Here is a 24,986-nt window from a genome sequence, read left to right on the forward strand (position 1 = left end):
GCGTTGGGCGGCCTTGGCGGCCGGTGGTTCGTAATGTGTGTTGCGATGACTTGCCTGCAGGTTCGCTCTTCAGCTCGCCAGCTTTTTACTCCATAGCTCCGCGTCGAAGCCGAGTAGGCGCTGCGCGCCCGCGTCGACGAGAGGTCGCTTAATGATGGCTGGAGTCTCCAGCATCACCTCGATGGCTTGGTGGGCGTCCATATTATCACGAACCGTTTCCGGAAGTTTTCGCCAGGTAGTGCCCCGGCGGTTGAGCAGGTTTTCCCAGCCCAGCTCTTCGGTCCAGGCTTCCAGTTGCTCTCGGTTCAGGCCATCTTTGCGAAAGTCGTGAAAACGGTAGATGACGGCATGCTCATCCAGCCAACGGCGGGCCTTTTTTACGGTGTCGCAGTTACTGATGCCGTAAACGGTCAGCATGATATCTCCAGTTTCGGGCGTTAAAGTTGTTGAATAAAGCGACTGATGCGCTCGGCGGCTTCCACGCACTCTTCAAGAGGGGCAACGAGGGCCATGCGGATGCGGTTGGCTCCGGGGTTGATGCCGTCGATCTCGCGTGAAAGATAGCTTCCGGGCAGAACAGTGACGTTCTGTTGGGCAAACAACTCCCGCGCGAACAGGGTGTCGTCGATGGGGGTCTCCGGCCAGAGGTAGAAACCAGCGTCGGACTGACGGACATTCATCAGCGGCATCAGGCGTGTCAGCATAGCGTCGAACTTGGCGCGATAGGCGTCGCGGTTAACCTTGACGTGCTCCTCGTCCTGCCAGGCCGCGATACTGGCCCACTGGTGTTGAATCGGCATCGCGCTGCCATGGTAGGTGCGATAACTCAGATAATCTTTCAGCAACGCGGCATCACCAGCAACAAAGCCGGAGCGCATGCCTGGGAGGTTACTGCGCTTCGACAGGCTGTGGAAGACCACGCAGCGACGGTAGTCGTCCCGGCCCATTGCTGCGCAAGCTTCGAGAAGACCTGGAGGCGGTGCCAGTTCGTCCGGATAGATCTCCGAATAGCATTCGTCAGAGGCGATGATGAAGTCATGCCGGTCGGCCAGGGCAATAAGCGTTTTGAGTGTTTCCAGCGGAATCACGGCGCCAGTCGGGTTGCCCGGAGAGCAGAGGAACAGGATCTGGCATTGCTTCCAGATCGTCTCTGGTACCGCACCGAAGTCGGGGATGAGCCCGTTGCTTTCCTCGCATGGCAGAAAGTGGGGCTGGGCACCGGCGAGAAAGGCAGCTCCCTCATAAATCTGATAGAACGGATTGGGGCTGAGCACCAATGCGGGCTTGGCGGGATCGATCACCGCCTGGGTCAGCGAAAAAATCGCTTCCCGTGTGCCGTTCACAGGTAAGACGTGGTGTGCGCCGGTCAGCGAGCCGGGCTTAAGCTTGAAGCGGTTGCTGGCCCATTGGGCGATAGCCTCCCGCAGCTCGTCCAGCCCTTTGGTGCTGGGATAGACGGCCAACTGATCGAGGCGGTCGATCAGCACCTGTTTGACGAAGGCTGGGGCCGGATGCTTTGGCTCACCGATCGAAAGTGCTATCGGCCGAAGGTCTGCAGGCGGCGTGATGCCGGCCTTTAAGTTAGCCAGTTTTTCGAACGGATAGGGTTGCAGTCGCTTCAGGTTCGGGTTCATCGGTTGACCGGGCGTCCTTGTGTCTGTGGATCAGCTTTTCAGGCGATCGCGTGTCGGGAGCGGCTTGTTTTTCTCCACGCCGGCGACTTCATCAAGCTGTTGGCAGAGACTGTTTTGTAGTCGCAGGCACACATCTGCATCGCTGAGGGGTTCTCCATCCTCGTCAGTAACGAAGAACACGTCTTCTACGCGTTCGCCGAGGGTGGCGATCTTGGCGCTGACGAGTCGAACCCGGTGCTCCAGGAGGATTTGGCCGATCCGGGCCAGCAGGCCGGGGCGATCCGGGGTGATCACTTCCATCAGTGTGCGCTGGTTGACCGTATCGTTGGAAAAGGTCACTTCCGTGGGGAAGGCGAAATGTTTGAGCTGTCGGGACGTGCGGCGCTGGATGATGTCCGGGTAGTCTTCCGGATCGTCCAGTTCTTCCACGAGCTTTTTCTGCGCCCGTTCGCGGCGGGCGGGGTCCTTGCCCAGGGGTTGTCCCTGTTCATCGAGCACGACATAGCTGCTGAGACTGAATGGCCCGAGACTGCTGCTGATACGGGCCGCCACGATATTCAGGTTTAGCTGCTCCAGCACGGCCGTTGTGGCAGCAAAAAGGTCGATGCGTTCGGGCACCCATATTACGATCTGGGTAAAACCGTCGCTGGGACCGCCTTTTGTATCGCGGATCAGTACGAGCGGCGCCGTATTGTCGCCGTGGCGGATAATCGCAGAGGTTTGCCAGGCGATATCCACCGTCGAATCCTGCAGGAAATAATCCTCGTCCAGCATGTTCCAGATTCGGTCGATCTGATCGTCGGTAAAGTGCTGGGCATACAGCAGTTCCCGGACCTCTGTCTGGGTGGCTTTGATCCACTCGTTGCGGTCCACCGGTTTTTCCACGCCGCGGCGCAGGGCTCGCTTGGTTTCGATGAACAGCTGGCGCAGCAGGGAGGCGCGCCAGGTATTCCAGAGTTTCGGATTCGTCGCACTGATATCGCAGACCGTCAGTACGTACAGGTAGTCGAGGTGCACCTGGCTCGGCACTTCGCGGGCAAAGGCGTGAATGATATCCGGGTCGGAGATATCCTTGCGCTGTGCCGTCATCGACATGAGCAGGTGATTCTCGACCAGCCAGGCAACCAGCTTGGTATCGCGCGCGCTCAAATGGTGTCGCGCACAGAATGCCTCGGCATCGGTCGCGCCCAGCTCCGAATGGTCGCCGCCCCGTCCTTTGGCAATGTCATGGTAAAGGCCGGCAATATACAGCAGCTCCATTTTTGGAAGTCGATGGATAAGGCGGGAGGCCAGCGGATAGTTGGTACGACCTTCAGGCTCGCGCAGTTTTACCATGTTGCGGATAACGCGGAGAGTGTGCGCGTCGACCGTATAAATGTGGAAAAGGTCGTGCTGCATCTGGCCGACAATCTGGCCGAATTCCGGCAGGTAGCGCCCGAGCACGTTATAGCGCTTCATGTAGGACAGGGTGCGGTGCAACGGGTGAGGCGTGCGCAGCAGTTCCATGAACAATGTCGTGACCGCGAGGTCATGACGGAAGGCGTCGTCGATCAGGTGACGGTGCGCACGAATAGAGCGAATGGTTGTGGCTCGAATGCCGCGCACTTCGGGGTGCTGCGCCATGAGCACGAAAATTTCCATCAGTGCGTAAGGCGCATAGGCGAAGACCTGGTTGTTGATCGCCTCGATATAATGGTTGCGGATCTGGAAACGTTTGTTGAGGGGGATAAGGGCTTCATTGGAGGGATCGTTGAGGATCGCTTCGTCGAAGTGCTGGAGGATAACGTCTGTCAGCTCCGCCAGTGCGAGAACGGTGCGGTAATATTCCTGCATCATCCGTTCTACACCGAGTTTTTCCTCATCGTCCAGATAGCCCAGCATGTCCGCCAGGGCCCGCTGGTAGTCGAACAGCATCCTGTTCTCGTTGCGGTCGGCAATCATCTGCAGACCGAAGCGCAAACGCCAGAGGAAGGTCTCGCCATCCTGCAGGACCTGATATTCCTCGTCCGTCAGAATGCTGAAGCGGGTCAGGTCTGCGGTGCTTTGCAAGCCAAAGTGCCGCTTGGTAATCCAGCCTATGGTCTGGATGTCGCGAAGGGCGCCTGGCGATGACTTCAGGTTGGGTTCGAGGTTGTATTCGGTGTCGCCATATTTCTCGTGACGCTGACGCTGCTCTTCGCGTTTGGCCAGGAAATAGGCTCGATCCGATGTGACCTCATCGGAATACACGCGCAGGCTGAGGCTTTCACGTAAGGCATCCACACCGGCAATCGTGCGGGTTTCCAGCAGGTTGGTCAGAATGGTGACGTCTTCGCGTGCGGCGCCGATGCATTCCTCGATACTGCGAACGCTGTGCCCGATATCCAGCTTCATATCCCATAGCAGGGTAATGAAAGCCGAGAGCTCTTCCTGCCAGGAATCTTCCACGCCGAGGCGGGTCAGGATCAGCAGGTCGATATCGGAATGGGGATGCAGTTCGCCGCGGCCATATCCGCCGACGGCAATCAGGGCGATATCGTGGCTGGCCGAGAAATGGTATTGGGACCAGAGCACCCGCAGGATCGCGTCGATGACTGCCGCCCGGGCGGCCACCAACTGGCGGACGTCGTCACCGGCGAGAAAGGCTTCTCCCTGGGCTGCCTGAAATGCTTTGAGTGTTTCCCGGATCGGTGTGACCGGCGAAGGCGCGGCATCAATTCGCGCCTGTAAGGCTGCCTCGTCGACGAAATGCGCAAGCGCATGGCCGGTCTGCGACGTGGCCTCCATCGACTGATCAATCGACTGGCCTTCGCCAGTGACGCGAGTCCCCATAGTCATGCTCGTGGCCCGTGCCGTTTACGGCTCAGAAGGTTTCTTCACTGCGACGCGTCAACACTTCATACCCGTCGGCGGTCACCAGTACCGTATGTTCCCATTGCGCCGACAGTTTATGGTCCTTGGTGACAACGGTCCATCCGTCAGGTAGCAGTTTGCACTGGAATTTGCCCTGGTTGATCATGGGCTCGATGGTAATGGTCATGCCTTCCTTCAACTCGAACCCTGTGCCGGGCTTGCCGTAGTGCATGACCTGCGGCTCTTCGTGGAATACGCGACCGATCCCGTGGCCGCAATAATCCCTTACGACCGAGTAGTGATGCGCTTCCGCGTGGGTCTGGATAGCGTGTCCGATATCGCCCAGTCTCACGCCGGGGCGTACCAGCTCGATACCTTTATACATGCACTCTTGGGTTACCCGAACCAGGCGCTCGGCGGCAATTTTACGTTCGCCGACGAAAAACATCTTACTGGTGTCGCCGTGATACTCGTCCTTTATGACGGTGATATCGATGTTCAGGATGTCGCCGTTCTTCAGTAGCTTGCTGTCAGAAGGGATGCCGTGGCAAATGACGTGGTTAACCGAGGTACAGATGGATTTCGGAAAGCCGCGATAATTCAGGGGTGCCGGAATAGCCTTCTGTTCATTGACGATGTAATCGTGGCAGATGCGATCCAGTTCTCCCGTGGTGACGCCGGGCTTGATGTAGGGCTCGATCATCTCCAGGACTTCGGCGGCAAGTCTGCCTGCCACTCGCATCTTCTCGATTTCCTCGGGGGTCTTAATCGTAGCAGTCATAGTGTTCCCACCGAAATTGATAACCAAAACCGCTATTCTAGCGACTGGAGGGGCGGAAAGAAACGCGCAGGCGCTTGAGTTGGCTGCTACCGCAGGGCGAAATGCGCAGGCTTTAAGTGTAAAATTCTGGCCTTGATGGGGGTGTTTGTGCTATAAACGCGCCCGCCGGAGCTGCATGCTCTGAGAATGTGTTCTCAGGGACGGTTTCGGTCAATGACACACATGTGTCGACACGTTGCCCGGGTGCCGGCTTGCCGGTTGGGTAATGGGACACATGGAGGACAAACCCAATCATTACAGGTGAAATCATGGCACAAGTCAGTATGCGCGATCTGCTGAAGGCAGGCGCTCACTTCGGTCACCAGACCCGTTACTGGAATCCGAAAATGTCCAAGTACATTTTCGGCGCACGTAACAAGATTCATATCATCAACCTTGAACACACCGTTCCGGCAATGAACAACGCGCTGAAGTTCGTTCAGCAGTTGGCCGAGAACAAGAACAAGGTCCTGTTTGTCGGCACCAAGCGTGCGGCCAGCAAGATCATCAAAGAAGAAGCCGAACGCTCCAACATGCCTTTCGTCAACCATCGTTGGTTGGGTGGCATGCTGACCAACTATAAGACGATTCGTCAGTCGATTCGTCGTTATCGTGAGCTGGAAGCCCAGAGCAAAGACGGCACCTTCGACAAGCTGACCAAGAAAGAAGCGCTGATGCGCACGCGTGAGATGGAAAAACTCGAGCGCAGCATCGGTGGTATCAAGGATATGGGCGGCCTGCCTGACGCGTTGTTCGTTGTCGATGTCGACCACGAGCGCATCGCGATCAAGGAAGCCAACAAGCTGGGTATCCCGGTAATCGGTGTCGTGGATACCAACAGTGACCCCGATGGCGTGGATTACGTCATTCCGGGTAACGATGACGCTATCCGTGCCGTGCAGATCTATGTTCAGGCTATCGCAGATGCCTGCATGGAAGGTGCTCAGGCTGGTGGTGCAAGCCCTGACGAGTTCGTCGAAGTCAGCGAAGAGCTGCCGGCAGCCGAGTAAGGGCGTCCACAGGTCTCGACAGATAGAAAAAAGGGGGCTTTGTTCCCCCTTTTTTTAAAGGTTCCGGGTATTGGCCCAGCCTGTCGCGATCGCGTGATGGATGTCATGCAATTCTGGTTTAACGGGGAGGCCGCGAAGGCCCCGGGTATCGGAACAGTGCTCCGGTGATCCTGGTGGGGAGTGTCTGTTTGCCCCGGATTCGCGTGTTTGACAGGCGCCTGGCGTGGCGCCGACCGTCCGGTTAACCGTCTGGGCCCAGAGGCCCGGCGCATTGAATTAAAGAGGAACGATCATGGCTGCAATTTCTGCCGCACAAGTTAAAGAACTCCGTGAGCGCACCGGCCTGGGCATGATGGAATGCAAAAAGGCGCTGGTAGAGGCTGAGGGTGATATCGAAAAAGCGATTGACGATCTGCGTAAGTCTTCCGGCCTGAAAGCCGCCAAGAAAGCAGGCCGTACTGCCGCTGAAGGTGTTGTGCTGGTTAAGGTTTCTGACGACAACACGCGGGCACTGGTCCTGGAAGTCAACTCCGAAACTGACTTCGTCGCTCGTGACGATAACTTCATGGCGTTTGCCAGCGAGGTTCTGGCCAATGCCTTCGAGCGTCGCGAAACCGACATCGCCAAATTGATGGAAGGTGAGCTGGAAGAGAAGCGTCAGGCGCTGGTCCAGAAAATCGGCGAAAACATTTCCGTGCGTCGTGCCCTTGAAGTGGAAGGCGCGGTTGTCGGCGGCTATGTTCACTCCAACAGCAAAATCGCAGCGGTCGTTGCCCTGAGCGCGGGCGATACCGAGTTGGCTCGTGACGTAGCCATGCATGTGACGGCTGTTAATCCCCGTGTCGTGAAGTCTGACGACATGCCGGCGGAGCTGATCGAAAAAGAGCGCGAAATCATCAAGGCGCAGCCGGATATGGCGGGCAAGCCGGAAGAGATCGTCGAGAAAATGGTTTCCGGCCGTATCAGCAAATTCCTCAAGGAAAACAGCCTGGTCGACCAGCCGTTCGTTAAGAACCCCGATCAGAAAGTGGGTGCCTTGGTGAAGGCTGCCGGCGGTGAAGTGCTGGCCTTCGTGCGAATGGAAGTCGGTGAAGGTATCGAAAAGGAAGAAGTGGACTTTGCTGCCGAAGTGGCTGCTGCTGCGGGTATCAATAAGTCCTGATCCTCCTGGGGTTGGGGTGCTGTCGCCGGCAGCCGGTCGTCGTGAGCTGTACCGACGCCACCCCGCCCACCGCAGGATGAAGTAAAAGGTGCGCCGCACGTCTGATCTGGAGTGATTCGGGTCGGTGCGGCCCACTTGTATATATCTCCACCGTTTCGGCGCGCGAGCTGTTGCGGTGGTCCCGGTGTTGCGATCAGGCTGATTCTTCAGTCGGAACCGCTCAGTTTTGCCGTCGAGCCGGATCTTTCACTTGAATCGTCAAAGACAGGAGCCCTCTATGCCAGCGCCCACCCAATCCCAGCCCCGATACAAGCGTGTGCTGCTCAAACTCAGCGGCGAAGCCTTGATGGGTGAGATCGATTTTGGTATCGACCCTCGGGTCCTGGATCGCATGGCCCTGGAAATTGGCGCGCTAATCGGCATCGGTGTTCAGGTCGGGCTGGTTATCGGCGGGGGCAACCTTTTCCGCGGTGCAGCGTTGCATGCCGCGGGGATGGATCGGGTGACCGGCGACCACATGGGTATGCTGGCAACGGTCATGAACGGTTTGGCGATGCGCGACGCGCTCGAGCGCTCCAATATCCGGACGCGTGTGATGTCCGCCATTCCCATGAGCGGCATCGTGGAGCATTATGATCGTCGCCGTGCAATTCGTGACCTGAAGGACGGTGATGTCGTGATATTCTGTGCGGGTACCGGAAATCCGTTTTTTACGACAGACTCTGCGGCCTGTCTACGCGGCATTGAGATCGAAGCGGATATTGTCTTAAAGGCGACAAAGGTGGATGGTGTCTACTCGGCAGATCCAATGAAAGACCCGACCGCGGAAAAATTCGATCGCCTGACTTATGATGCTGTGCTTGATCGTAAGCTTGGTGTGATGGATCTCACAGCGATCTGCCTCTGTCGGGATCACGATATGCCTGTTCGTGTTTTTAACATGAATAAGGCCGGCGCCTTGACCCGTATTATGGTCGGCGAGAATGAAGGCACGTTGATCGAAAAGGATTGACGGCTGTTGAGCTATGCAGAAGGTCGGTTTCGAGCCGGCCGGTTTCATCGAGTAAGTAAGGGGATGAAGGCAAGTGATTACGGAAATCCGAAAAGACACTGAAAACCGGATGAAGAAGTCCATCGAATCGCTGCACGTGGCGTTCAACAAGATCCGCACCGGCCGCGCGCATCCCAGTATCCTGGACAGCGTCATGGTGAATTACTATGGACAGGAAACGCCCCTGAAGCAGATTGCCAGTGTGACGGCGGAAGATTCCCGCACCTTGGCGGTGTCGCCTTGGGAGAAAAACCTGGTTCCCGTCATCGAGAAGGCGATCATGTCCTCGGATTTGGGGCTCAACCCGTCTTCGACGGGCGACCTTATCCGGGTGCCGATGCCAGCGCTGACCGAAGAAACCCGTAAAGAGATGGTCAAGCATGCGCGTAACGAAGCTGAGCATGCCCGGGTGGCTGTTCGCAACGTGCGTCGCGATGCGAATAACGATATCAAGGAACTCCTCAAAGAGAAGGAAATCTCTGAAGATGAGGAGCGTAAGGCGATGGACGATATTCAGAAACTGACCGATCGTTACGTGGCTGAGGTGGATCGCTTCCTGAAAGAAAAAGAAGCGGATTTGATGGAAATTTGATGCCCTCCTTTCGGGTGCCGGAGCGGCGGTGCCCGGAGTCTGTACCAGCATAACAATGCCGGTGTTTGTGCCCCATGAGGGGCGAGGGATGTAACTGATAGGGGAGATCATGACGGAGCGGATATCGGCGGCAATCCCGACCGAAGCTGCAAAATGTCCCCGCCACGTAGCCATCATCATGGATGGCAACAACCGTTGGGCCAAAGTTCGTGGCCTGCTCGGGGTGGCGGGACACAAGGCCGGAGTAGAGGCCGTTCGCGCCGTAGTGGAAACCTGCGCCAGAGAAGGGGTCGAGGTGCTGACGCTGTTTGCGTTCAGTAGCGAGAACTGGCGTCGTCCGGCCGATGAGGTTGGTGCCCTCATGCGTCTGTTCCTGTTCGCTTTGCGCCGGGAAGTACGCAAGCTGCAGCGGAATAACATCCGTCTGCGTATCATCGGCGACCGCAGCAAATTCTCGCCGATACTGCAGGAGCACATGGCAAAGGCCGAAGAAATGACGGCCGGCAACACCGGATTGACCCTGGCGATTGCGGCCAACTACGGTGGTCATTGGGATATCCTGCAGGCCACTCGGCAGCTGGCGCAAGAGGTAGCTGCCGGCCGGTTGTCTCCTGATGAAATCACCGAGGACGTGTTCCAGGCCCGACTGATGCTGGGCGACCTCCCTATGCCGGATCTGTTGATTCGTACGGCTGGTGAGGAGCGAGTCAGCAATTTCATGTTGTGGCACCTGGCCTATACAGAATTCTACTTTTCCAGTGTCTATTGGCCGGATTTCAAGCAGGCCGAAATGTTGAAGGCATTGGAGGCCTACTCGCACCGTAAACGGCGCTTTGGGCAGACAGACGACCAACTCTCCGTAGCCGAAGAATCGGCCGAGCTGCCGACCGCTGCAGTACGCGGCTCTTCCTGAAGCCTGCCAGAAGGGCGATTTCCTGTCGTGTTGATGCAACGAGTACTGACTGCGCTGATCATGGCGCCGATTGCGGTCGGCGGCCTGTTTTTTCTTCCGCCCCATGGTTTTGCCCTGTTTACAGGCGCCATCATCACGATCGGTGCCTGGGAGTGGGCGCGGATGTCCGGTTGGCAGGGCCAGGCTGCACGTATCGGTTATGCGCTGGCCATGGCGCTGCTGATGTTCTTGTTACGTCATGCGCCTGCACTGCCGATTTTATGGCTGGCTGCGGCATGGTGGATTATCGCTCTGGTCATGATTGCCCGTTACCCGGCTGCCGTTGACGCTTGGCGGGCGGTTCCCGTCCGCAGTCTGATGGGCGTGGTGGTGCTGATCCCAGCCTGGATTGGCTTGAATCATCTGCGCAATGGCGACTTCGCTCTTGGTAGCGTGCACAATAATCTGGTGTTGATTCTCTATACCCTGTGCATCGTCTGGGCCGCGGATATTGGCGCCTTCTTTGCTGGCAGACGCTGGGGCCATCGCAAGCTGGCTCCACGGGTCAGTCCAGGTAAGTCGTGGGCGGGCGTCTACGGTGGCCTGGCATCTGTCGGCTTGCTGGCCATTGTGGTATCCCTGCTGACAGGCTGCAGTGGCGTACAGGCAACCGGATTGTTGCTGGTTAGCCTTTTTGTCGCGCTGGTGTCGGTGGTCGGTGACCTTTTTGAGAGTATGCTGAAGCGTTATTGTGGCCTGAAGGATAGCAGCCAGTTGCTGCCCGGTCATGGCGGCTTCATGGACCGAATCGATAGTCTGACGGCTGCCATCCCGGTCTTTTCGTTGTGTATGACGCTGCTAATGCGAGTGACGGGGTGAGTTCCCGAATGCAAACAGTTTCTGCCGAAGCCGGAACGGCCGACTCCTCCCTGCGCCAGGTTACGATCCTGGGTGCGACCGGTTCGATTGGTTTGAGCACCCTGGATGTGATCGAACGTCATCCCGAACGTTTTCGTGTTTTTGCGTTGACTGCGGCCTGCCGTGTAGAGGAGATGGCAGCGTTGTGTCGCCGATTCCGGCCCAGGATGGCTGTGATGGCCAGTACGGAGGCCGCGGATCGGCTTCGGGATCTGCTGTCGAATACGTCAACGGAAGTGCTCAGTGGCGAGGAGGGGCTCTGTCTCGCCGCCTCCCATGCCGAAGTACACACCGTGATGGCGGCCATCGTCGGTGCGGCGGGCCTGGTGCCGACGTTGGCGGCGGTGCGCGCCGGAAAGCGGGTGTTGCTGGCCAATAAAGAGGCCCTGGTGATGTCCGGGGCGCTCTTCATGCAGGCCGTGGTCGATGCGGGTGCCGAGCTGCTTCCTATCGATAGTGAGCACAATGCCATCTTCCAGTGCCTGCCCGCCGAACATCTCCGTGATCCGGCTAAGGCTGGGGTCCGGCGCATACTGTTGACCGCCTCCGGAGGTCCTTTTCGCCAAACGTCTGCGGCGGATCTGCATAGCGTGACGCCGGAGCAGGCCTGTGCGCATCCGAATTGGACGATGGGGCGCAAGATTTCGGTCGACTCGGCCACATTGATGAATAAGGGGCTCGAACTCATCGAAGCCTGCTGGCTGTTCAATACGTCGCCGGATAAGGTGGAAGTCCATGTTCATCCGGAGAGTATCATCCACTCGATGGTGGAATATGTGGACGGCTCGGTCCTGGCTCAATTGGGGAGCCCGGATATGCGCACGCCCATTGCGAACGGTTTGGCCTGGCCGGAACGGATCGATGCGGGTGTTGGTTCGCTGGATCTCTTTGCCTTACAGAAATTTCACTTCGAAAGACCGGATTTTGACCGCTTCCCCTGTCTAAACTTGGCCGCAGAGGCGTTTAAAATGGGAGGCTCGGCACCAGCGGTGCTCAATGCCGCCAACGAAGTCGCGGTGGCAGCCTTCCTGGAAGGGCGCCTGCGGTTCACCGATATCCCTGTCGTTATAGAAGGGACGCTGGCGGCTTTGGCTGGGGTCGATGCTGACAGTTTTGAGGTGATCTTCGAACAGGACCGTCTGGCCCGGCATCATGCCGAAGGTCTAGTGCGGAACCGATGCTAAATCCCGGTGGATCAGCGTCAGATATCAGTTGCCGGTAATCGTTAACCGAGAGTGCGTGACGATCTCGGGCGGCGGGTAGGAGTTGCATGCACATTATTGAAACTATTCTCTCGTTACTGGTGACCCTTGGCATTCTGGTCACTATTCACGAGTACGGTCATTTTTGGGTTGCGCGTCGTTGCGGCGTTCGGGTGCTACGTTTTTCTGTTGGCTTCGGTAAGCCCCTGTGGTCCCGTTTCGATCGCCACGGAACCGAGTTTGCGGTGGCGGCTATTCCGCTGGGCGGCTATGTGAAGATGCTGGACGAGCGCGAAGGGCCTGTGCCGGCGGACCAGCTTCATCTTGCGTTCAATCGCCAGACGCCGATCAAGCGCATTGCGATTGCCTCCGCAGGGCCGATAGCGAATTTCCTGTTCGCCATTTTTGCGTATTGGATATTGAGCGTTGTGGGCTTTACCACCGTTGCACCTGTCGTGGGGACCGTAAAACCTCAATCGCTGGCTGCACAGGCAGGGCTGCAGAACGGTGATGAAATTACGTATATCGATGGGCAGACGACGCCTTCTTGGCGTCAGGTCAGCATAGCTTTGCTCGAACGGGCAGGCGAGCATGGCACTCTGACCCTGGAAACCTCCCGTGACGGCCAGACGGCGCATCATAAGGTAGCGCTAAATGGGTGGTCACTGACCGGTGGAGAGCCGGATCCGATTGCGTTGTTTGGTATTCAGCCCTGGCAGCCGGACATCGCGCCGGTCATTGGCGAAGTGCTCAAGGGGCAGGCTGCTGCGTCGGCTGGCTTGATGGCTGGGGATCGGGTGCTTAGCGTCGATGGACACAAGATCGATAACTGGGCGGGTTTTGTCGGTTGGATAAAAAAGTCGGCGGGGCAAACGCTGGATGTTGTCGTGTCGAGAAGTGGTCGTGATGTGACGTTACGGATGACGCCGCGCGAATTCACTGCGACCGACGGCAAGAAAATTGGCCATATCGGCGCGGCACCGAAAACGGTGAAATGGCCAGAGAAGTACCTGCGAAAAACCCGTTATAACCCGCTGACTGCGATTCCCAACGCGGTTGCGCAGACATGGGATGATACCCATGTCACGCTGGTTGCGATCGGCAAGATGTTGACCGGCATGCTGTCTATTCACAATATCAGTGGACCGATCACCATCGCCCGGGTGGCAGAAGCCAGTGTCAGTTCCGGGTTCGAGGATTTTATTGGGTTCCTGGCTTACGTCAGTATCAGTCTGGGAGTCTTGAACCTGCTCCCGGTGCCCGTCTTGGATGGTGGGCATATTCTCTATTACGGCATTGAGGCCATCCGCGGTAAGCCCCTTTCAGAGAGCGCCCAGGAAGTGGGGATGCGTATCGGGATTGCGCTTATCTTCACTTTAATGGTTATTGCCCTTTACAACGACCTGATGCGGTTGTGAAAATTGCGCCTTTCCATTTCACATGGATGGACCCGTTATGGGGTTTTCTATGTGTAAAGGCGACCGTAACAGGTCCGCGTCTACCAATAATTAACGCATTGCTGACAATAAGGTGACAACGCATGCGGGGCGAGGGCCGTACCCAACAGGCGTATGACTGCATGAGACATTTTTGGCTCAGAGCTTTACTGATTTTGGTCTGTGCGATGACTTTGGCACAACAGGCCCAGGCTTATGAATTCAAGGTTTCGGATATCGAAGTGGAGGGGCTTCAACGGGTTTCCGCCGGAACTGTATTCAGTGCGTTTCCGATCGACGTAGGTGACAAGGTTGACGAAGTCAGCTTGGCGCAGGCGATTCGTACACTCTTTAAAACCGGTCTTTTCACGGATATCAGTGTGGATCGGGATAAGGATGTGTTGATTCTGCATGTTTCTGAACGTCCCTCGATTGCGAAAATCAACATCAAGGGCAACAAATCCATCAAAACGGACAAGCTGAAGGAAGGCCTTAAAAACGCCGGGCTGGAAGAAGGGCAGGTGTTCCGACGGGCGACATTGGATCGTATCCAGTTGGAAATCCTGCGCTCCTACGTCTCCCAAGGGCGCTATAACGCCAGGGTCAAGGCGACAGCCAAGGAGCTGCCCCGCAACCGTGTCGACATCAACCTCAAGATCAGTGAAGGCGATACCGCTTCCATCCAGCACATCAACATCATCGGGAACAAGGCGTTTCCCGACAGTCGGCTGAAAGAACTGTTCGAGCTGAAAACCTCGGATTGGTGGACGTCTTTGTTCAATGACGACAAGTATTCCCGGGAAAAGCTCAGTGGCGACCTCGAGAAGCTGCGCTCCTTCTACCTGGACCGCGGCTATATCAAGTTCAGCATCGAGTCTGCCCAGGTCTCCATTTCTCCGGACAAGAAGCAGGTATTCATTACCATTGCGGTGAACGAGGGGCCCCGCTATACCATTCGGGATATCTCTTTGAAGGGCAAACTGATTCTGCCCGAAAAAGAGCTGCGTAAATTTATCCTGGCCAAGCCGGGAGAAGTCTTTTCGCGGGAGAAATTGACGGCCAGCTCCGATCTCATCTCGAAGCGCCTGGGTACCGAAGGCTATACCTTTGCCAACGTCAATGCGGTTCCGGTGACCCATGACGATAATACGGCATCGATTACCTTCTACGTCGATCCTGGCCACAGGGTCTATGTGCGTCGAATCAACTTCCGCGGCAATACGGCGACGCGCGATGATGTCTTGCGTCAGGAAATGTTGCAGATGGAAGGTGCTGTTGCATCGACGGACCTGATTGACAAATCCAAGGATCGCCTGAATCGTCTGGGCTTTTTCAAGGACGTGAATGTTGAAACACCAGGCGTGCCCGGCAAGGATGACCAGATCGACGTCAATTACAGTGTCGAGGAGCAGCCGACTGGTAGCTTGTCGGCGTCCTTGGGTTTCTCTCAGACCAATGGTTTCCTGGTCGGCGCCAACGTTGCTGAAAATAACTTCTTTGGTACCGGTCGTCGGGTGTCCTTTGGTGTCAATGTCAGTAAATCCGTCAAGAGCGCGAATTTCTCCTTCCTGGATCCCTATTACACGGTGGATGGGGTCAGCCGGGGCTTCACGCTGTTTGCGACAAAAACGGACTATGCCCAGGAGAATATTTCTTCCTATGTCCTGAACAACTACGGCGGTACCCTGACGTTCGGTTATCCGATAGACAACGTCACGCGCATGAGCTTTGGGGTCGGCGTCCAGCACCCCAGTCTGAGTGTGGGGACCCTGCCTGCCCAGGAAATTACCAACTTTATTAGCGCGCAGGGTGATGCCTTCAATATCTTCACGTTGAACGGCGGCTGGTCACGCGACACACTGAATCGAGGTATCCTGCCCACGGCCGGTTATAAGCACTCGATTTCGCTGGAGCTTGCGGTACCCTTCAGTGACCTGGAGTACTATAAGGCGACGGATAACTTTAATTATTACTGGCCGATCAATAGGGATCAGACATGGGTCACGCGCTTGAGAACGGCGTTGGGCTACGGTGGCGGCTACGGTAAGACTGGTTCGCTGCCCTTCTTCCAGAACTACTACTCCGGGGGTATTGGATCGGTGCGCGGCTATGCAACCAATTCGTTGGGTGCTCTGTCGACGCCTGCCGTGGGTGATTACTCTTCACCCCAGCCATTTGGTGGCAACGTTCTCACTGAGGCCAGTGCCGAGTTGATTTTCCCGACGCCGTTCGCTAAAGGTTCCCAGTCGATGCGTACCTCGTTGTTCCTGGATGCGGGTAACGTCTTTGATACCCATCGGGGGTTCAATCCGAGTCTTGGCCAGATCAGGGCGTCCGTGGGGGTCAGTTTTCAGTGGATAACGGCAGTTGGGCCTTTGGGCTTCAGTCTGGCGAAACCGTTGAATAGCCGTAATGGTGACCAAACGCAGATCTTCCAGTTCACGCTGGGACAGCAGTTCTAAGCGGGGAGGGGCCCCTCCCCGTGGATCGGAAATGAAAAGGGTGCCCTTGTGGCAGCCCTTTGACATAAACAACGTTAAGGAGCAATCAGCATGAAGTGGCTAAAGGTCCTCGCGGCCGTCATGATCATGAGTGTGGCGGTGCCGGCGGCAGCCCAGTTGAAGATTGGGGTGGTCGACCTGCGTCAGGCCCTGTTTACCTCGAATGCCGCCAAGAGCTTCAGCGAGAAGCTTAAGAGCGAGTTCCAAGGCCAGGAAGCCAAGGTTCGCAAGGTTCATGATGAGGCGCAGAAGCTCAAGGACCGTCTGGATAAGGACGGCGCCATGATGAGCGATGCTGAGCGCAATAAGGTTGCCAGCGATTTCCAGGATAAGGTAAAGGAATTCCAATACCTGAAGAACAAGTTGGACACTGCTGTCGACAATCGCAAACAGTCGTTCCTGGACGGTGCAAAGCCTCTGGTTGATCAGTCGCTGCAGGAAATCGTCAAGGAACGGCACCTGGATATGATCCTGCCCCGCGAGGCGGTTGTTTATGCGCTGCCGAGTATGGATGTGACCGCAGAGTTAATCGACAAGCTGAACCATAAACAAAAAGGCAAATAATCTTCCCCGACCCGTCCCGGCGGCCTCGCCGTTAGGGCGGGCCGGGCGGGTAGCGGAGGGTTGGTGACGATGACACAGACGCCTCGAACGCTCGGCGCGATCGCCGAAGCACTGGGTGCACAACTAAAAGGTGATGCCGATGTCGTCATCACCGGGATAGGAACGCTTCAGTCTTCCGATGCTGGCCAGATCTCGTTCCTGGCCAATGCCACATACGCGCGCTATCTGCCTGAGACCAGGGCGTCTGCGGTTATTCTTAGCGAGGCCTTTGCGGATCAGTGTCCGACCAATGTCCTGGTTATGGAGAATCCGTATCTCGGCTATGCTCGCCTGAGCCACTGGTTCGACCCCGCGGGCCGGCCTGCGACGGGTATTCACCCCTCTGCAACGGTTGATCCGTCTGCTTCCGTCGCCGCCTCCGCATCCGTTGGGGCGGGAGCCGTGATTGAGGCAGGTGCGGTGGTCGGTGAAGGTGTGATTGTGGGGGCTGGCTCAGTGGTTGGTGCCCGCTGCCATATCGGTGAAGATTCGCGGCTGTGGCCGAATGTCACGTTGTATCACGATGTTTACATCGGGAAGCGTTGCATCCTGCATAGCGGCGCGATTCTCGGCGCAGATGGTTTCGGTTTTGCCAACGAGCGCGGTGTCTGGCACAAGATTGCCCAGATCGGCGGTGTGCGTGTAGGCGACGATGTAGAAATCGGTGCCAACACCACGATCGATCGTGGTGCCTTGGAGGACACGGTCATTGGTGACGGCGTGAAGCTGGATAACCAGATCCAGATCGCCCATAACGTGCAGATCGGCGCGCATACGGCGATTGCGGCCTGCGTTGGCATCGCTGGCAGCACCACGATTGGCGAATACTGTATTTTCGGGGGCGGCTCGGGTGTGGGCGGTCATCTGGAGATTACCGATCGCGTCCATTTGACCGGCATGACGATGGTCACCCGTAGCCTCAATGAACCAGGGGTATACTCTTCCGGCACAGGTGTCGAGTCCAATAAACAGTGGCGCAAAAGCGTGGTTCGCTTTCGCCAGCTGGATGATATGGCTCGCCGCCTGAAAGCGCTGGAGAAGAAATTGAGTGATTGATGAGGTCGAGGCGTTTTCCTGATGATGCGTATTGAAGAGATTATGGAGTATCTGCCCCACCGGTACCCCTTCCTGCTGGTGGATCGGGTGACCGAGGTCGAGAAAGGGAAGTCGATTGCCGGATACAAGAATATCTCCATCAACGAGGCCTTTTTCAACGGCCATTTTCCGGGTAAGCCGGTTATGCCGGGGGTCCTGATTCTTGAGGCCATGGCGCAGCTATCGGGTATTTTGGGTTTTGTGACCAACGACAGTAAACCGGAGAACGGTTTGATTCATTATTTCGCCGGTGCTGATCGCGTGCGTTTCAAGCGGCCAGTGGTGCCAGGGGATCAACTGCGTCTGGAGTCGGTATTGTTGGCGGACAAGCATAGTATCTGGAAGTTTGAGTGCCGTGCGCTGGTGGATGGCCAGGTGGCTTGTGTGGCGGAGATCATGACGGCGGAGAGAGAAGTTTGATGGCAGGGTCTCCATTTTCTGGAGTGCACCCCCAGGCGATCGTCGATCCGGCCGCGCGTATCGCGGACGACGTGACGATTGGTCCCTGGTCTTACATCGGGCCCGATGTCGAGATCGGAGAGGGGACTGAGATTATGTCTCACGTCGTGGTCAAGGGCCCCACCACGATTGGTCGGCACAACCGGATTTTTCAGTTTTCCAGTGTTGGCGAGGAATGCCAGGACAAGAAATACCAGGGTGAGCCAACGCGTCTGGTTATCGGCGACCATAACGTCATTCGTGAAAGTTGCACGATTCATCGGGGCACCATTCAGGATAAGGGCGAGACGCGAATCGGCAGTCACAACTTGTTGATGGCCTATGTTCACGTTGCCCATGATTGTGTTGTCGGTGACAATACGATCCTTGCGAACTGTTCCACGCTTGCCGGTCACGTGCATGTCGGCGACTGGGCAATTCTCGGCGGCGGCACCATGGTGCACCAGTTCTGCCATATCGGCGCCCACAGTATGTGTGCCGGTGGCAGTATCGTGCTGAAGGATGTGCCGGCGTACGTCATGGCCAGTGGACAGTCGGCATCTGCGCACGGCATTAATGTCGAAGGTCTTAAACGAAGGGGCTTCGCAAGGGAAGATATCGATGCGCTGCGGCGGGCCTACAAAGTGATCTATCGCCAGGGATTGACGCTTAAGCAGGCTATCGAGATGCTGGAGCAGGATAGCGTTGAGATTGCCGTGGTCAAGTTGCTGGTGGATTCGCTGAAAATCGCCACACGCGGCATCGTTCGCTAGGATAATCGGGTATCCCGAAACCCGGTGTCGACCGAATGCTATTCGGCAGGCTCCGGGTTTCTTGGTTTTTGGAGCTTCATCTCATGAATCGGGACGTGACTGCGTCCACCAGCGAACGGCGCGTCACGATTGGTATCGTCGTCGGTGAGGACTCCGGCGACATTCTGGGGGCCGGTCTGATCCGCGCTCTCCGTCAGCATTACCCTCAGGCCCGGTTTGTCGGTCTGGGCGGTCCTCTCATGCTGGCAGAAGGATTCCACTCCATCATTCCTCTGGAACGTATGTCGGTCATGGGTCTGGTTGAGATCCTAGCCCGGTTACCGGAATTCTTTTCGATTCGCCGTCGCTTGATTGAGTACTTCACGCATGTCTGTGCGCCTGATGTCGTTGTCGGTATCGATGCGCCGGACTTCAACCTCGGACTTGAGGAAAAGCTGCGTCAGGCGGGTGTGCGGACAGCGCATTATGTCAGTCCCTCGGTCTGGGCATGGCGCCAGAAGCGGGTGCACAAGGTTGCGCGGGCGGTGGACATGATGCTGACGCTGTTTCCCTTCGAGGCGCGCTTCTACGAAGAGCACCAAGTGCCGGTGACCTATGTAGGGCACCCGCTGGCGGACCAGATCCCATTGAGCATCGACCAGGCTGCTGCGCGCGCAGCGCTGGATATCGACGGTGATGCCCCGGTCGTTGCGATGCTACCTGGAAGTCGGGGCGGAGAGGTTCAGCAGTTGGGGCCCTTGTTTCTGGATGCTGCCCGCTGGCTCCATGAACGGCGGCCGGATCTCCGGTTTGTGGTGCCCTGCATTAATGGCGCCCGGCTGGCCCAGATGAAGCTCCTTTTGGAAGCGAAAGGCGCCGATCTGCCGGTTAGTCTGGTGCTGGGGCAGTCGCGGGAGGTGATGGCTGCCGCTGATGTGGTCCTGCTGGCATCGGGTACGGCAACCCTCGAGGCGACGCTGCTCAAGCGTCCCATGGTGGTGGCTTATCGCATGGCGCCGCTGACGTTCAGCATCGTTTCCCGGTTGGTGAAAATTCGCAATGTCGCGTTGCCGAACCTGCTGGCGGAAGAGCCGCTAGTGCCGGAACTGCTTCAGGACGAGGCGACGCCGGAGCGCCTGGGCGCTGAAATTATGGAGCGTCTGGAGAACAGCAGCGAAATCGCGCATGAGCAGCAGGCCTTCCTTCGTATTCACGAAATGTTGCGCTGCGGGGCCGATGGGCGTGCGGCAGAGGCCATTGCGGCGCTCATAGAGCAAAAAGCTCCCCTTAAAGGAGCTGCATTGGCATGACCCCCTTTGAGTGTTGTTATGACGGCGTCTTGCTGGCCGGTGTCGATGAGGTGGGGCGGGGGCCGCTCGCCGGTCCCGTGGTGACCGCTGCCGTGATTCTCGATCCGGAACGCCCCATTGAAGGGCTGATGGATTCCAAGCAGCTCTCGGAGCGAAAGCGCGATCGGCTGTTCGACCTTATCAGGGAGCGTTCGCTTGCCTGGAGTCTTGGCCGCTGCGAAGTTGCTGAAATAGATCGGCTCAACATCTTCCATGCAACCCTGTTGGCGATGGAGCGCGCTGTGGCAGGGCTGTCGATTGCCCCAGAATATGTCCTGGTGGACGGCAATCGTTGTCCGAAATGGCACTGGCGCAGTGAAGCGGTGGTCAAGGGCGATGGCCGGGTTCCCTGCATCAGTGCGGCATCTATACTGGCCAAGGTCGCCCGGGACCGGGAAATGGTTGAACTGGACAGCCGTTTCCCAGGCTACGGCTTGGCCCGTCACAAGGGATACCCCACGCCTGACCACCTACAGGCTCTGAGGGAGCAGGGGGCGACCTCTATCCATCGGCGCTCGTTCCGCCCCGTTCAGGAAGCGCTGAGTTCAACAAAATCCGGTAGTCAGAGCGATCTATTTGGCGCCGAATAGGGGCCGTTTCTTCACCTGTGTCATGTCGTTCTCATAGTCTTCTGAAAGATTATGGTCTATCTTATTAAATTACATCGGAATATACTTGCGCTATCAGTCAGGTCGTCTATTTTTTAGGCAGAGCCTCGTTGTAGAAATGCAGGATTTGAATCATGGGCCCTTTTGATCACGACGAAGTCAGGAGACGCTTTCTCAAGCGCCTATTCGAAGCTTCCGGCGCGGTCACCGTTGCCAGTCTCTTTCCCAGTCGCGTGCTGGCTGCGGAGGCGACGGCGGTCGTTCACGGTATGCATGTCTCTAAGGTCGGGGATGATGCCACGCTGACGCTGGATCTCAGCGGCGTTGCGGATCACCACATCTTTGCGCTGCCGAATCCTAATCGTCTGGTTATCGACCTTTCCCGTACGGGCATCCGTCAGGGCGTGACGCCGTCCATGGTGCAGGGCGGGGTGGTTAAGGATGTGCGCTATGCGCGCCGGCACGGCAATGATTTGCGTGTTGTCCTCGATCTGGATCGCTCGGTTCATGCGAGCGCGGTCATGTTGCAGCCGGGTGGGGGTTTTCCCTACTACCGCCTCGTGGTGGACCTCAACGCTTCCGGCAGGGCCGTTCCCGTTGCTCCCACGCAGCCTGCGCAACCGGTGATGACGGCGCAGGACCATAGCGGTCACCTGCGCGATGTGGTTGTCGTTATCGATCCGGGACACGGCGGCAAGGACCCGGGGGCTATCGGTAAGCACGGGACCTTCGAGAAAGACGTCGTTTTGGCCATGGGACATCGGCTGCATAAGCTGTTGAATGCGGAAAAAGGCGTCCGTGCCGTAATGACCCGGGACAGCGACTTCTTCATTCCGTTGTATCACCGCGTGCAGATTGCCCATCATCATAAGGCAGACCTGTTCGTTTCCATTCACGCTGATGCTTCGACGGATCGGCGTGTGACCGGTTCCTCGGTATACATCCTGTCCGAGCATGGGGCGTCCAGTGTCATGGCGCGCCGTCTGGCGGAGCGGGAGAACCGTTCCGACCTGATCGGTGGGGTGAAGCTCAATGGTAAGAGCGATACCCTGGCTTCGGTGCTGTTGGATCTCTCCCAGACAGGCACCCTGGAGGCCAGTGCGAACCTGGCGAGCGATATGCTGAAGAGGCTGGATCCGGTGGCGGGTGTTTTGTCCGACCGGGTGGAGCGTGCTGCCTTTGCTGTCCTCAAGTCGCCGGATATCCCTTCGGCGCTGGTGGAGACTGCATTTATCTCCAACCCCCAGGAAGAGCGTCGGCTGCGTTCGCCTGCCTTCCAGCATGAAATTGCTACGGCCCTGCACAAAGGCATCCGGGCCTACTTCGACGAATACGCGCCACCCGGCACCTTGCTGGCGGAAATGAATCAGAAGCGTAGCGTCATTGGTTAAGATGGGGTTTTTCGCCCTTTCACGAACAGGTTTCAGCGAGTCTGAAAGGGCGCAATAACCGGTCCGAGTTGTCCCGAACGACAGTGATTCGGGGAAGGGAAGCTTGGTCGAACCGTGCGTCAGAAACGAAGAAAGCCGGCTAATAGCCGGCTTTCTTGTGTTGGTAGCGGGGGCTGGATTTGAACCAACGACCTTCGGGTTATGAGCCCGACGAGCTACCAGACTGCTCCACCCCGCATCATCGTAAAACGAAGAAGGCCGACTAAACGCCGGCCTTCCAAAATTTGGTAGCGGGGGCTGGATTTGAACCAACGACCTTCGGGTTATGAGCCCGACGAGCTACCAGACTGCTCCACCCCGCATCAACGTGGGGCGTATACTACTGCCCGTTTGGCAGGTCGTCAAGTGAATCGGCATAAAAAATTCAATACCTTGCGAATTAGAAGGCAACAGGCTAGAAAGAGAAGATTGTCAGAGAACGGTTTTCCGATGTCGAACCCATCTTACCCCCGCCTTGAAGAATTAATCGAGCATGCGCGGCGCAACGAGGCGATTGCGCGCAAGTTGTTCGATATCGAAATTGAGGTAATGAATCTTCAGGAAACGGGCGCTTATCTAGAGCGTTTGACGGATATGGTTCGTCAGCGTTTCACTTTGGACGAAGTCTGGCTTGTTCTGACCGATATCGAGTCCAATCAGCGATTGAGCGAAGTTGTGCGAGAGCAGGGGGCTCTGGTCACGATCGTATCCATGCCGACCGTCGATTACATGCGGCAAACGCAAAACGCGCGTACCCCGATTCTCCTGGACCAGCCCAGTGTGCTGAAACGTCTGGTTCCGGAGCACCTGCGTAAGAAACTCGGTTCCATGGCGGTGTTGCCCTTGTTGATGGAAAACCGGGTCATCGGTGCAATGGTGCTGGGGACCCGCGACAAGGCGCGCTATCAGCCGGGTATGGACAGCTTCTTTCTCCATCAGTTGGCCATCAAGGCGTCGGTGGGGCTCGACGGCGTCTGGGCCAGGGAGCAGCTTCGCCGACTTGCGACCCGTGATCCCCTGACCGGCCTGCGTAATCGCCGCGAGATGGAAGAGTTGCTGAAGCAGGAAATGAGCCGCGCCCGCCGCTATGGCCAGCCCTTATCGCTCGTGTTCATCGACTGCGACGATTTCAAGGCGGTCAACGATCGCTGGGGCCATGATTGCGGGGATGCCTATCTCTGTCACTTGGCGCGGCATTTGGGAGATCTGCTGCGAAAGGATGACACCATCTTCCGCTTCGCCGGTGACGAGTTCATCGTATTGCTCCCCAACCAGCCGCAGTCGCGCGCCCTGTCCATCGCCGAGCGTATGTTGGATTATTTCGAGGAGACGCCGTTTCAGTATGGCGATAATCCGGTTTTTGTCCGTTTCAGTTACGGGGTGGCTTCTTTGGAGGACAACACCTTGCTGGAACCGGAGCGTCTCCTACGCCAGGCCGACCAGCGGCTTTACGAAATGAAGCGTGAACGCAAACTGATGGGTGCCGCACCACTACCATCTGAATAAGCCCCTAGCGCTCGCCTTCCCGGTAAGCGCCTGGTGTAACGCCGGTCCATTTCTTGAATGCCCGGTGAAAGGTGGAGGGTTCAGTAAAACCGACCAGGTGGGCAATCTCGTTGATTGCATAGTCGTGTCGGCTGAGATGATAGATGGCCTGGTCTCTCCGCAAGTTGTCCTTGATCTCCTGGAAGGACGTATTCTCCTCACGCAAGCGACGCCGCAGGGTTTGCGGACTCATACTCAGTTGCGCGGCAATGGTTTCAAAGTCCGGAAGGCTCTCCGAAAAGTCTTTCCCGATAATCGCCCTGATACGGGCGGTAAAGCTGTTGCTGCCGTCCGGTCGCGCCAGCAGGTCTGCCGGGGACTTCTCCAGAAAGTGTTTCATTTCGCGTTCGTCACGAATCACCGGTGCGCTCAGGTAGCGGGAAAAAAATCGAAAGCCGGTGCGGGGTTGCTCGAAGCGGAGCGGGCAGTGGAAAAGGTGACGGTATTCATCCACATGCGAGGGGCTGGGATAGGCGAAAAAGGCTTCCTCGAGATCGATGCGTTGTCCGATGAGCCAGCAGGACAGGCGATGCCAGATAACCAGTAGGCTTTCCTGCAGAAAATGGTCGGGGTCGTGCAGGCCTTCTTCCGACTCGATCTCCAGCCTGGCCAGGTTTCCTTCCTGGTACAGCACCACGTTGACGGGGTTTTCGAACAGGCCATAGAAGCTCTGCGCGCGCTTGTAGACACTCTCCAGTGTGTGACTGTGAATGGCAAGATGGCACATCGTCGCGAAGGTGCCGGGCTTGCTGCGCAAGGGGGCGAATCCCATGAATTCGTCCTGCATGGTGGCCCACAGGACCTGCATCAGGCGCGTAAACTGTGTTCCAGTGACACGTATACGTTTGCCTTGTAACAGGTCTGGCGGGATGCCGGCGGAGCGTAGCATCTGCACGGTGTTGAAGCCCTTTTTCTCGGCGCCTCTGAGCGCGGCGCGGACAAAGTGCTCGGAAACCGTCAGTTCATCCATAGAGTGCCTATCGGGGTATCGGGGAAAAGCGAATTCATCATAAGCACGTGATCGTTGATTGCAACTCCTGGCAGTGTGGTTCTGGTGGCCGAAAATGCCAATCGGTTTGATGCCTGTGGTCGTTGGTTCTATCGGCATTATGCGGT

22 protein-coding genes and 2 tRNA genes are annotated in these 24,986 nt (G+C 57.1%); 17 read left to right on the forward strand and 7 right to left on the reverse strand.

The window, feature by feature from the left end; translation table 11 throughout:
- Positions 1–69 precede the first annotated feature (69 nt).
- From CLR77_RS08340 to map, 4 genes are all read right to left on the reverse strand, one after another.
- Positions 70–417 carry an ArsC family reductase gene (locus CLR77_RS08340; protein ID WP_097460170.1) on the reverse strand — a complete coding sequence of 116 codons (348 nt, stop codon included), beginning with the start codon at positions 415–417 and terminating at the stop codon, positions 70–72.
- A 20-nt stretch (positions 418–437) separates the two neighbouring features.
- A complete protein-coding gene (gene dapC / locus CLR77_RS08345) occupies positions 438–1,634 on the reverse strand; it encodes a succinyldiaminopimelate transaminase (RefSeq protein ID WP_097460171.1) in 1,197 nt (398 codons plus the stop codon).
- 30 nt (positions 1,635–1,664) lie between these two features.
- A complete protein-coding gene (locus CLR77_RS08350; protein WP_097460484.1) occupies positions 1,665–4,400 on the reverse strand; it encodes a [protein-PII] uridylyltransferase in 2,736 nt (911 codons plus the stop codon).
- A 76-nt stretch (positions 4,401–4,476) separates the two neighbouring features.
- Complete coding sequence (map, locus tag CLR77_RS08355) at positions 4,477–5,247, reverse strand: type I methionyl aminopeptidase (RefSeq protein ID WP_097460172.1); 771 nt, start codon at positions 5,245–5,247, stop codon at positions 4,477–4,479.
- A 308-nt stretch (positions 5,248–5,555) separates the two neighbouring features.
- Between map and rpsB the strand changes: the two genes are divergently transcribed.
- The 16 genes from rpsB to CLR77_RS08435 all read left to right on the forward strand — a co-directional run bounded on the left by rpsB (position 5,556) and on the right by CLR77_RS08435 (position 22,286).
- Positions 5,556–6,296 (forward strand): 30S ribosomal protein S2, encoded by a 741-nt coding sequence (gene rpsB / locus CLR77_RS08360; RefSeq protein WP_097460173.1) that lies wholly within the window; start codon positions 5,556–5,558, stop codon positions 6,294–6,296.
- A gap of 292 nt (positions 6,297–6,588) precedes the next feature.
- Entirely contained in the window at positions 6,589–7,458 is an 870-nt protein-coding gene (tsf, locus tag CLR77_RS08365) for a translation elongation factor Ts (RefSeq protein WP_097460174.1), read from the forward strand.
- 277 nt (positions 7,459–7,735) lie between these two features.
- The gene (pyrH, locus tag CLR77_RS08370) at positions 7,736–8,470 is read left to right on the forward strand and encodes a UMP kinase (RefSeq protein WP_097460175.1); all 735 of its coding nucleotides are present in this window, start codon (positions 7,736–7,738) and stop codon (positions 8,468–8,470) included.
- Positions 8,471–8,543: 73 nt separating this feature from the next.
- On the forward strand, positions 8,544–9,101 hold the full coding sequence (frr, locus tag CLR77_RS08375; protein ID WP_097460176.1) for a ribosome recycling factor: 558 nt from the start codon (positions 8,544–8,546) through the stop codon (positions 9,099–9,101).
- A gap of 109 nt (positions 9,102–9,210) precedes the next feature.
- Complete coding sequence (uppS, locus tag CLR77_RS08380; RefSeq protein ID WP_097460177.1) at positions 9,211–10,014, forward strand: polyprenyl diphosphate synthase; 804 nt, start codon at positions 9,211–9,213, stop codon at positions 10,012–10,014.
- A 27-nt stretch (positions 10,015–10,041) separates the two neighbouring features.
- The gene (locus tag CLR77_RS08385) at positions 10,042–10,872 is read left to right on the forward strand and encodes a phosphatidate cytidylyltransferase (RefSeq protein WP_097460178.1); all 831 of its coding nucleotides are present in this window, start codon (positions 10,042–10,044) and stop codon (positions 10,870–10,872) included.
- 8 nt (positions 10,873–10,880) lie between these two features.
- A complete protein-coding gene (gene ispC, locus CLR77_RS08390; RefSeq protein ID WP_097460179.1) occupies positions 10,881–12,095 on the forward strand; it encodes a 1-deoxy-D-xylulose-5-phosphate reductoisomerase in 1,215 nt (404 codons plus the stop codon).
- 86 nt (positions 12,096–12,181) lie between these two features.
- Positions 12,182–13,531 (forward strand): sigma E protease regulator RseP, encoded by a 1,350-nt coding sequence (gene rseP, locus CLR77_RS08395; RefSeq protein WP_097460180.1) that lies wholly within the window; start codon positions 12,182–12,184, stop codon positions 13,529–13,531.
- Positions 13,532–13,692: 161 nt separating this feature from the next.
- Positions 13,693–16,011 carry an outer membrane protein assembly factor BamA gene (bamA, locus tag CLR77_RS08400; RefSeq protein WP_097460485.1) on the forward strand — a complete coding sequence of 773 codons (2,319 nt, stop codon included), beginning with the start codon at positions 13,693–13,695 and terminating at the stop codon, positions 16,009–16,011.
- Positions 16,012–16,101: 90 nt separating this feature from the next.
- Positions 16,102–16,614: an OmpH family outer membrane protein gene (locus tag CLR77_RS08405; protein WP_097460181.1), complete on the forward strand. Its 513-nt coding sequence runs from the start codon at positions 16,102–16,104 to the stop codon at positions 16,612–16,614.
- A gap of 69 nt (positions 16,615–16,683) precedes the next feature.
- The gene (gene lpxD / locus CLR77_RS08410) at positions 16,684–17,709 is read left to right on the forward strand and encodes a UDP-3-O-(3-hydroxymyristoyl)glucosamine N-acyltransferase (protein ID WP_097460182.1); all 1,026 of its coding nucleotides are present in this window, start codon (positions 16,684–16,686) and stop codon (positions 17,707–17,709) included.
- Between the two features lie 21 nt (positions 17,710–17,730).
- Positions 17,731–18,168: a 3-hydroxyacyl-ACP dehydratase FabZ gene (gene fabZ / locus CLR77_RS08415; protein ID WP_097460183.1), complete on the forward strand. Its 438-nt coding sequence runs from the start codon at positions 17,731–17,733 to the stop codon at positions 18,166–18,168.
- Positions 18,168–18,959 (forward strand): acyl-ACP--UDP-N-acetylglucosamine O-acyltransferase, encoded by a 792-nt coding sequence (lpxA, locus tag CLR77_RS08420; protein WP_097460184.1) that lies wholly within the window; start codon positions 18,168–18,170, stop codon positions 18,957–18,959. Before fabZ ends, lpxA begins: the two co-directional genes overlap by 1 nt.
- A gap of 83 nt (positions 18,960–19,042) precedes the next feature.
- Positions 19,043–20,248, forward strand: coding sequence for a lipid-A-disaccharide synthase (gene lpxB / locus CLR77_RS08425; protein ID WP_097460185.1), 1,206 nt, complete (start codon positions 19,043–19,045; stop codon positions 20,246–20,248).
- Complete coding sequence (gene rnhB / locus CLR77_RS08430; RefSeq protein WP_097460186.1) at positions 20,245–20,877, forward strand: ribonuclease HII; 633 nt, start codon at positions 20,245–20,247, stop codon at positions 20,875–20,877. Before lpxB ends, rnhB begins: the two co-directional genes overlap by 4 nt.
- 152 nt (positions 20,878–21,029) lie before the next feature.
- Positions 21,030–22,286, forward strand: a complete 1,257-nt coding sequence (locus CLR77_RS08435; RefSeq protein ID WP_097460187.1) for an N-acetylmuramoyl-L-alanine amidase — start codon at positions 21,030–21,032, stop codon at positions 22,284–22,286.
- Between the two features lie 161 nt (positions 22,287–22,447).
- Here CLR77_RS08435 and CLR77_RS08440 read toward each other — a convergent pair.
- Together CLR77_RS08440 and CLR77_RS08445 are read right to left on the reverse strand one after the other, a co-directional pair.
- Positions 22,448–22,524 (reverse strand) — tRNA-Met (locus CLR77_RS08440).
- Positions 22,525–22,571: 47 nt separating this feature from the next.
- Positions 22,572–22,648 (reverse strand) — tRNA-Met (locus tag CLR77_RS08445).
- 127 nt (positions 22,649–22,775) lie between these two features.
- Between CLR77_RS08445 and CLR77_RS08450 the strand changes: the two genes are divergently transcribed.
- Entirely contained in the window at positions 22,776–23,831 is a 1,056-nt protein-coding gene (locus CLR77_RS08450; protein WP_097460188.1) for a sensor domain-containing diguanylate cyclase, read from the forward strand.
- Between the two features lie 4 nt (positions 23,832–23,835).
- Here the strand turns inward: CLR77_RS08450 and CLR77_RS08455 are convergent, their stop codons facing one another.
- Positions 23,836–24,840 (reverse strand): AraC family transcriptional regulator, encoded by a 1,005-nt coding sequence (locus CLR77_RS08455; protein ID WP_097460189.1) that lies wholly within the window; start codon positions 24,838–24,840, stop codon positions 23,836–23,838.
- Positions 24,841–24,986 lie beyond the last annotated feature (146 nt).

This window comes from Mangrovitalea sediminis, assembly GCF_002514725.1.
Taxonomy (GTDB): Bacteria; Pseudomonadota; Gammaproteobacteria; order Pseudomonadales; family Oleiphilaceae; genus Mangrovitalea; species Mangrovitalea sediminis.

What these genes read in the sequence shown, in the direction of transcription:
- pyrH (WP_097460175.1), top strand. Translation starts at nt 7,736, where the DNA reads ATGCCAGCGCCCACCCAATCCCAGCCCCGATACAAGCGTGTGCTGCTC.
- CLR77_RS08405 (WP_097460181.1), top strand. Translation starts at nt 16,102, where the DNA reads ATGAAGTGGCTAAAGGTCCTCGCGGCCGTCATGATCATGAGTGTGGCG.
- CLR77_RS08455 (WP_097460189.1), bottom strand. Translation starts at nt 24,840, where the DNA reads ATGGATGAACTGACGGTTTCCGAGCACTTTGTCCGCGCCGCGCTCAGA.
- bamA (WP_097460485.1), top strand. Translation starts at nt 13,693, where the DNA reads ATGAGACATTTTTGGCTCAGAGCTTTACTGATTTTGGTCTGTGCGATG.
- rseP (WP_097460180.1), top strand. Translation starts at nt 12,182, where the DNA reads ATGCACATTATTGAAACTATTCTCTCGTTACTGGTGACCCTTGGCATT.
- tsf (WP_097460174.1), top strand. Translation starts at nt 6,589, where the DNA reads ATGGCTGCAATTTCTGCCGCACAAGTTAAAGAACTCCGTGAGCGCACC.
- CLR77_RS08350 (WP_097460484.1), bottom strand. Translation starts at nt 4,400, where the DNA reads ATGGAGGCCACGTCGCAGACCGGCCATGCGCTTGCGCATTTCGTCGAC.
- lpxB (WP_097460185.1), top strand. Translation starts at nt 19,043, where the DNA reads ATGAATCGGGACGTGACTGCGTCCACCAGCGAACGGCGCGTCACGATT.
- dapC (WP_097460171.1), bottom strand. Translation starts at nt 1,634, where the DNA reads ATGAACCCGAACCTGAAGCGACTGCAACCCTATCCGTTCGAAAAACTG.
- map (WP_097460172.1), bottom strand. Translation starts at nt 5,247, where the DNA reads ATGACTGCTACGATTAAGACCCCCGAGGAAATCGAGAAGATGCGAGTG.
- CLR77_RS08450 (WP_097460188.1), top strand. Translation starts at nt 22,776, where the DNA reads ATGTCGAACCCATCTTACCCCCGCCTTGAAGAATTAATCGAGCATGCG.
- fabZ (WP_097460183.1), top strand. Translation starts at nt 17,731, where the DNA reads ATGATGCGTATTGAAGAGATTATGGAGTATCTGCCCCACCGGTACCCC.
- lpxA (WP_097460184.1), top strand. Translation starts at nt 18,168, where the DNA reads ATGGCAGGGTCTCCATTTTCTGGAGTGCACCCCCAGGCGATCGTCGAT.
- uppS (WP_097460177.1), top strand. Translation starts at nt 9,211, where the DNA reads ATGACGGAGCGGATATCGGCGGCAATCCCGACCGAAGCTGCAAAATGT.
- rpsB (WP_097460173.1), top strand. Translation starts at nt 5,556, where the DNA reads ATGGCACAAGTCAGTATGCGCGATCTGCTGAAGGCAGGCGCTCACTTC.
- rnhB (WP_097460186.1), top strand. Translation starts at nt 20,245, where the DNA reads ATGACCCCCTTTGAGTGTTGTTATGACGGCGTCTTGCTGGCCGGTGTC.
- CLR77_RS08340 (WP_097460170.1), bottom strand. Translation starts at nt 417, where the DNA reads ATGCTGACCGTTTACGGCATCAGTAACTGCGACACCGTAAAAAAGGCC.
- lpxD (WP_097460182.1), top strand. Translation starts at nt 16,684, where the DNA reads ATGACACAGACGCCTCGAACGCTCGGCGCGATCGCCGAAGCACTGGGT.
- CLR77_RS08435 (WP_097460187.1), top strand. Translation starts at nt 21,030, where the DNA reads ATGGGCCCTTTTGATCACGACGAAGTCAGGAGACGCTTTCTCAAGCGC.
- ispC (WP_097460179.1), top strand. Translation starts at nt 10,881, where the DNA reads ATGCAAACAGTTTCTGCCGAAGCCGGAACGGCCGACTCCTCCCTGCGC.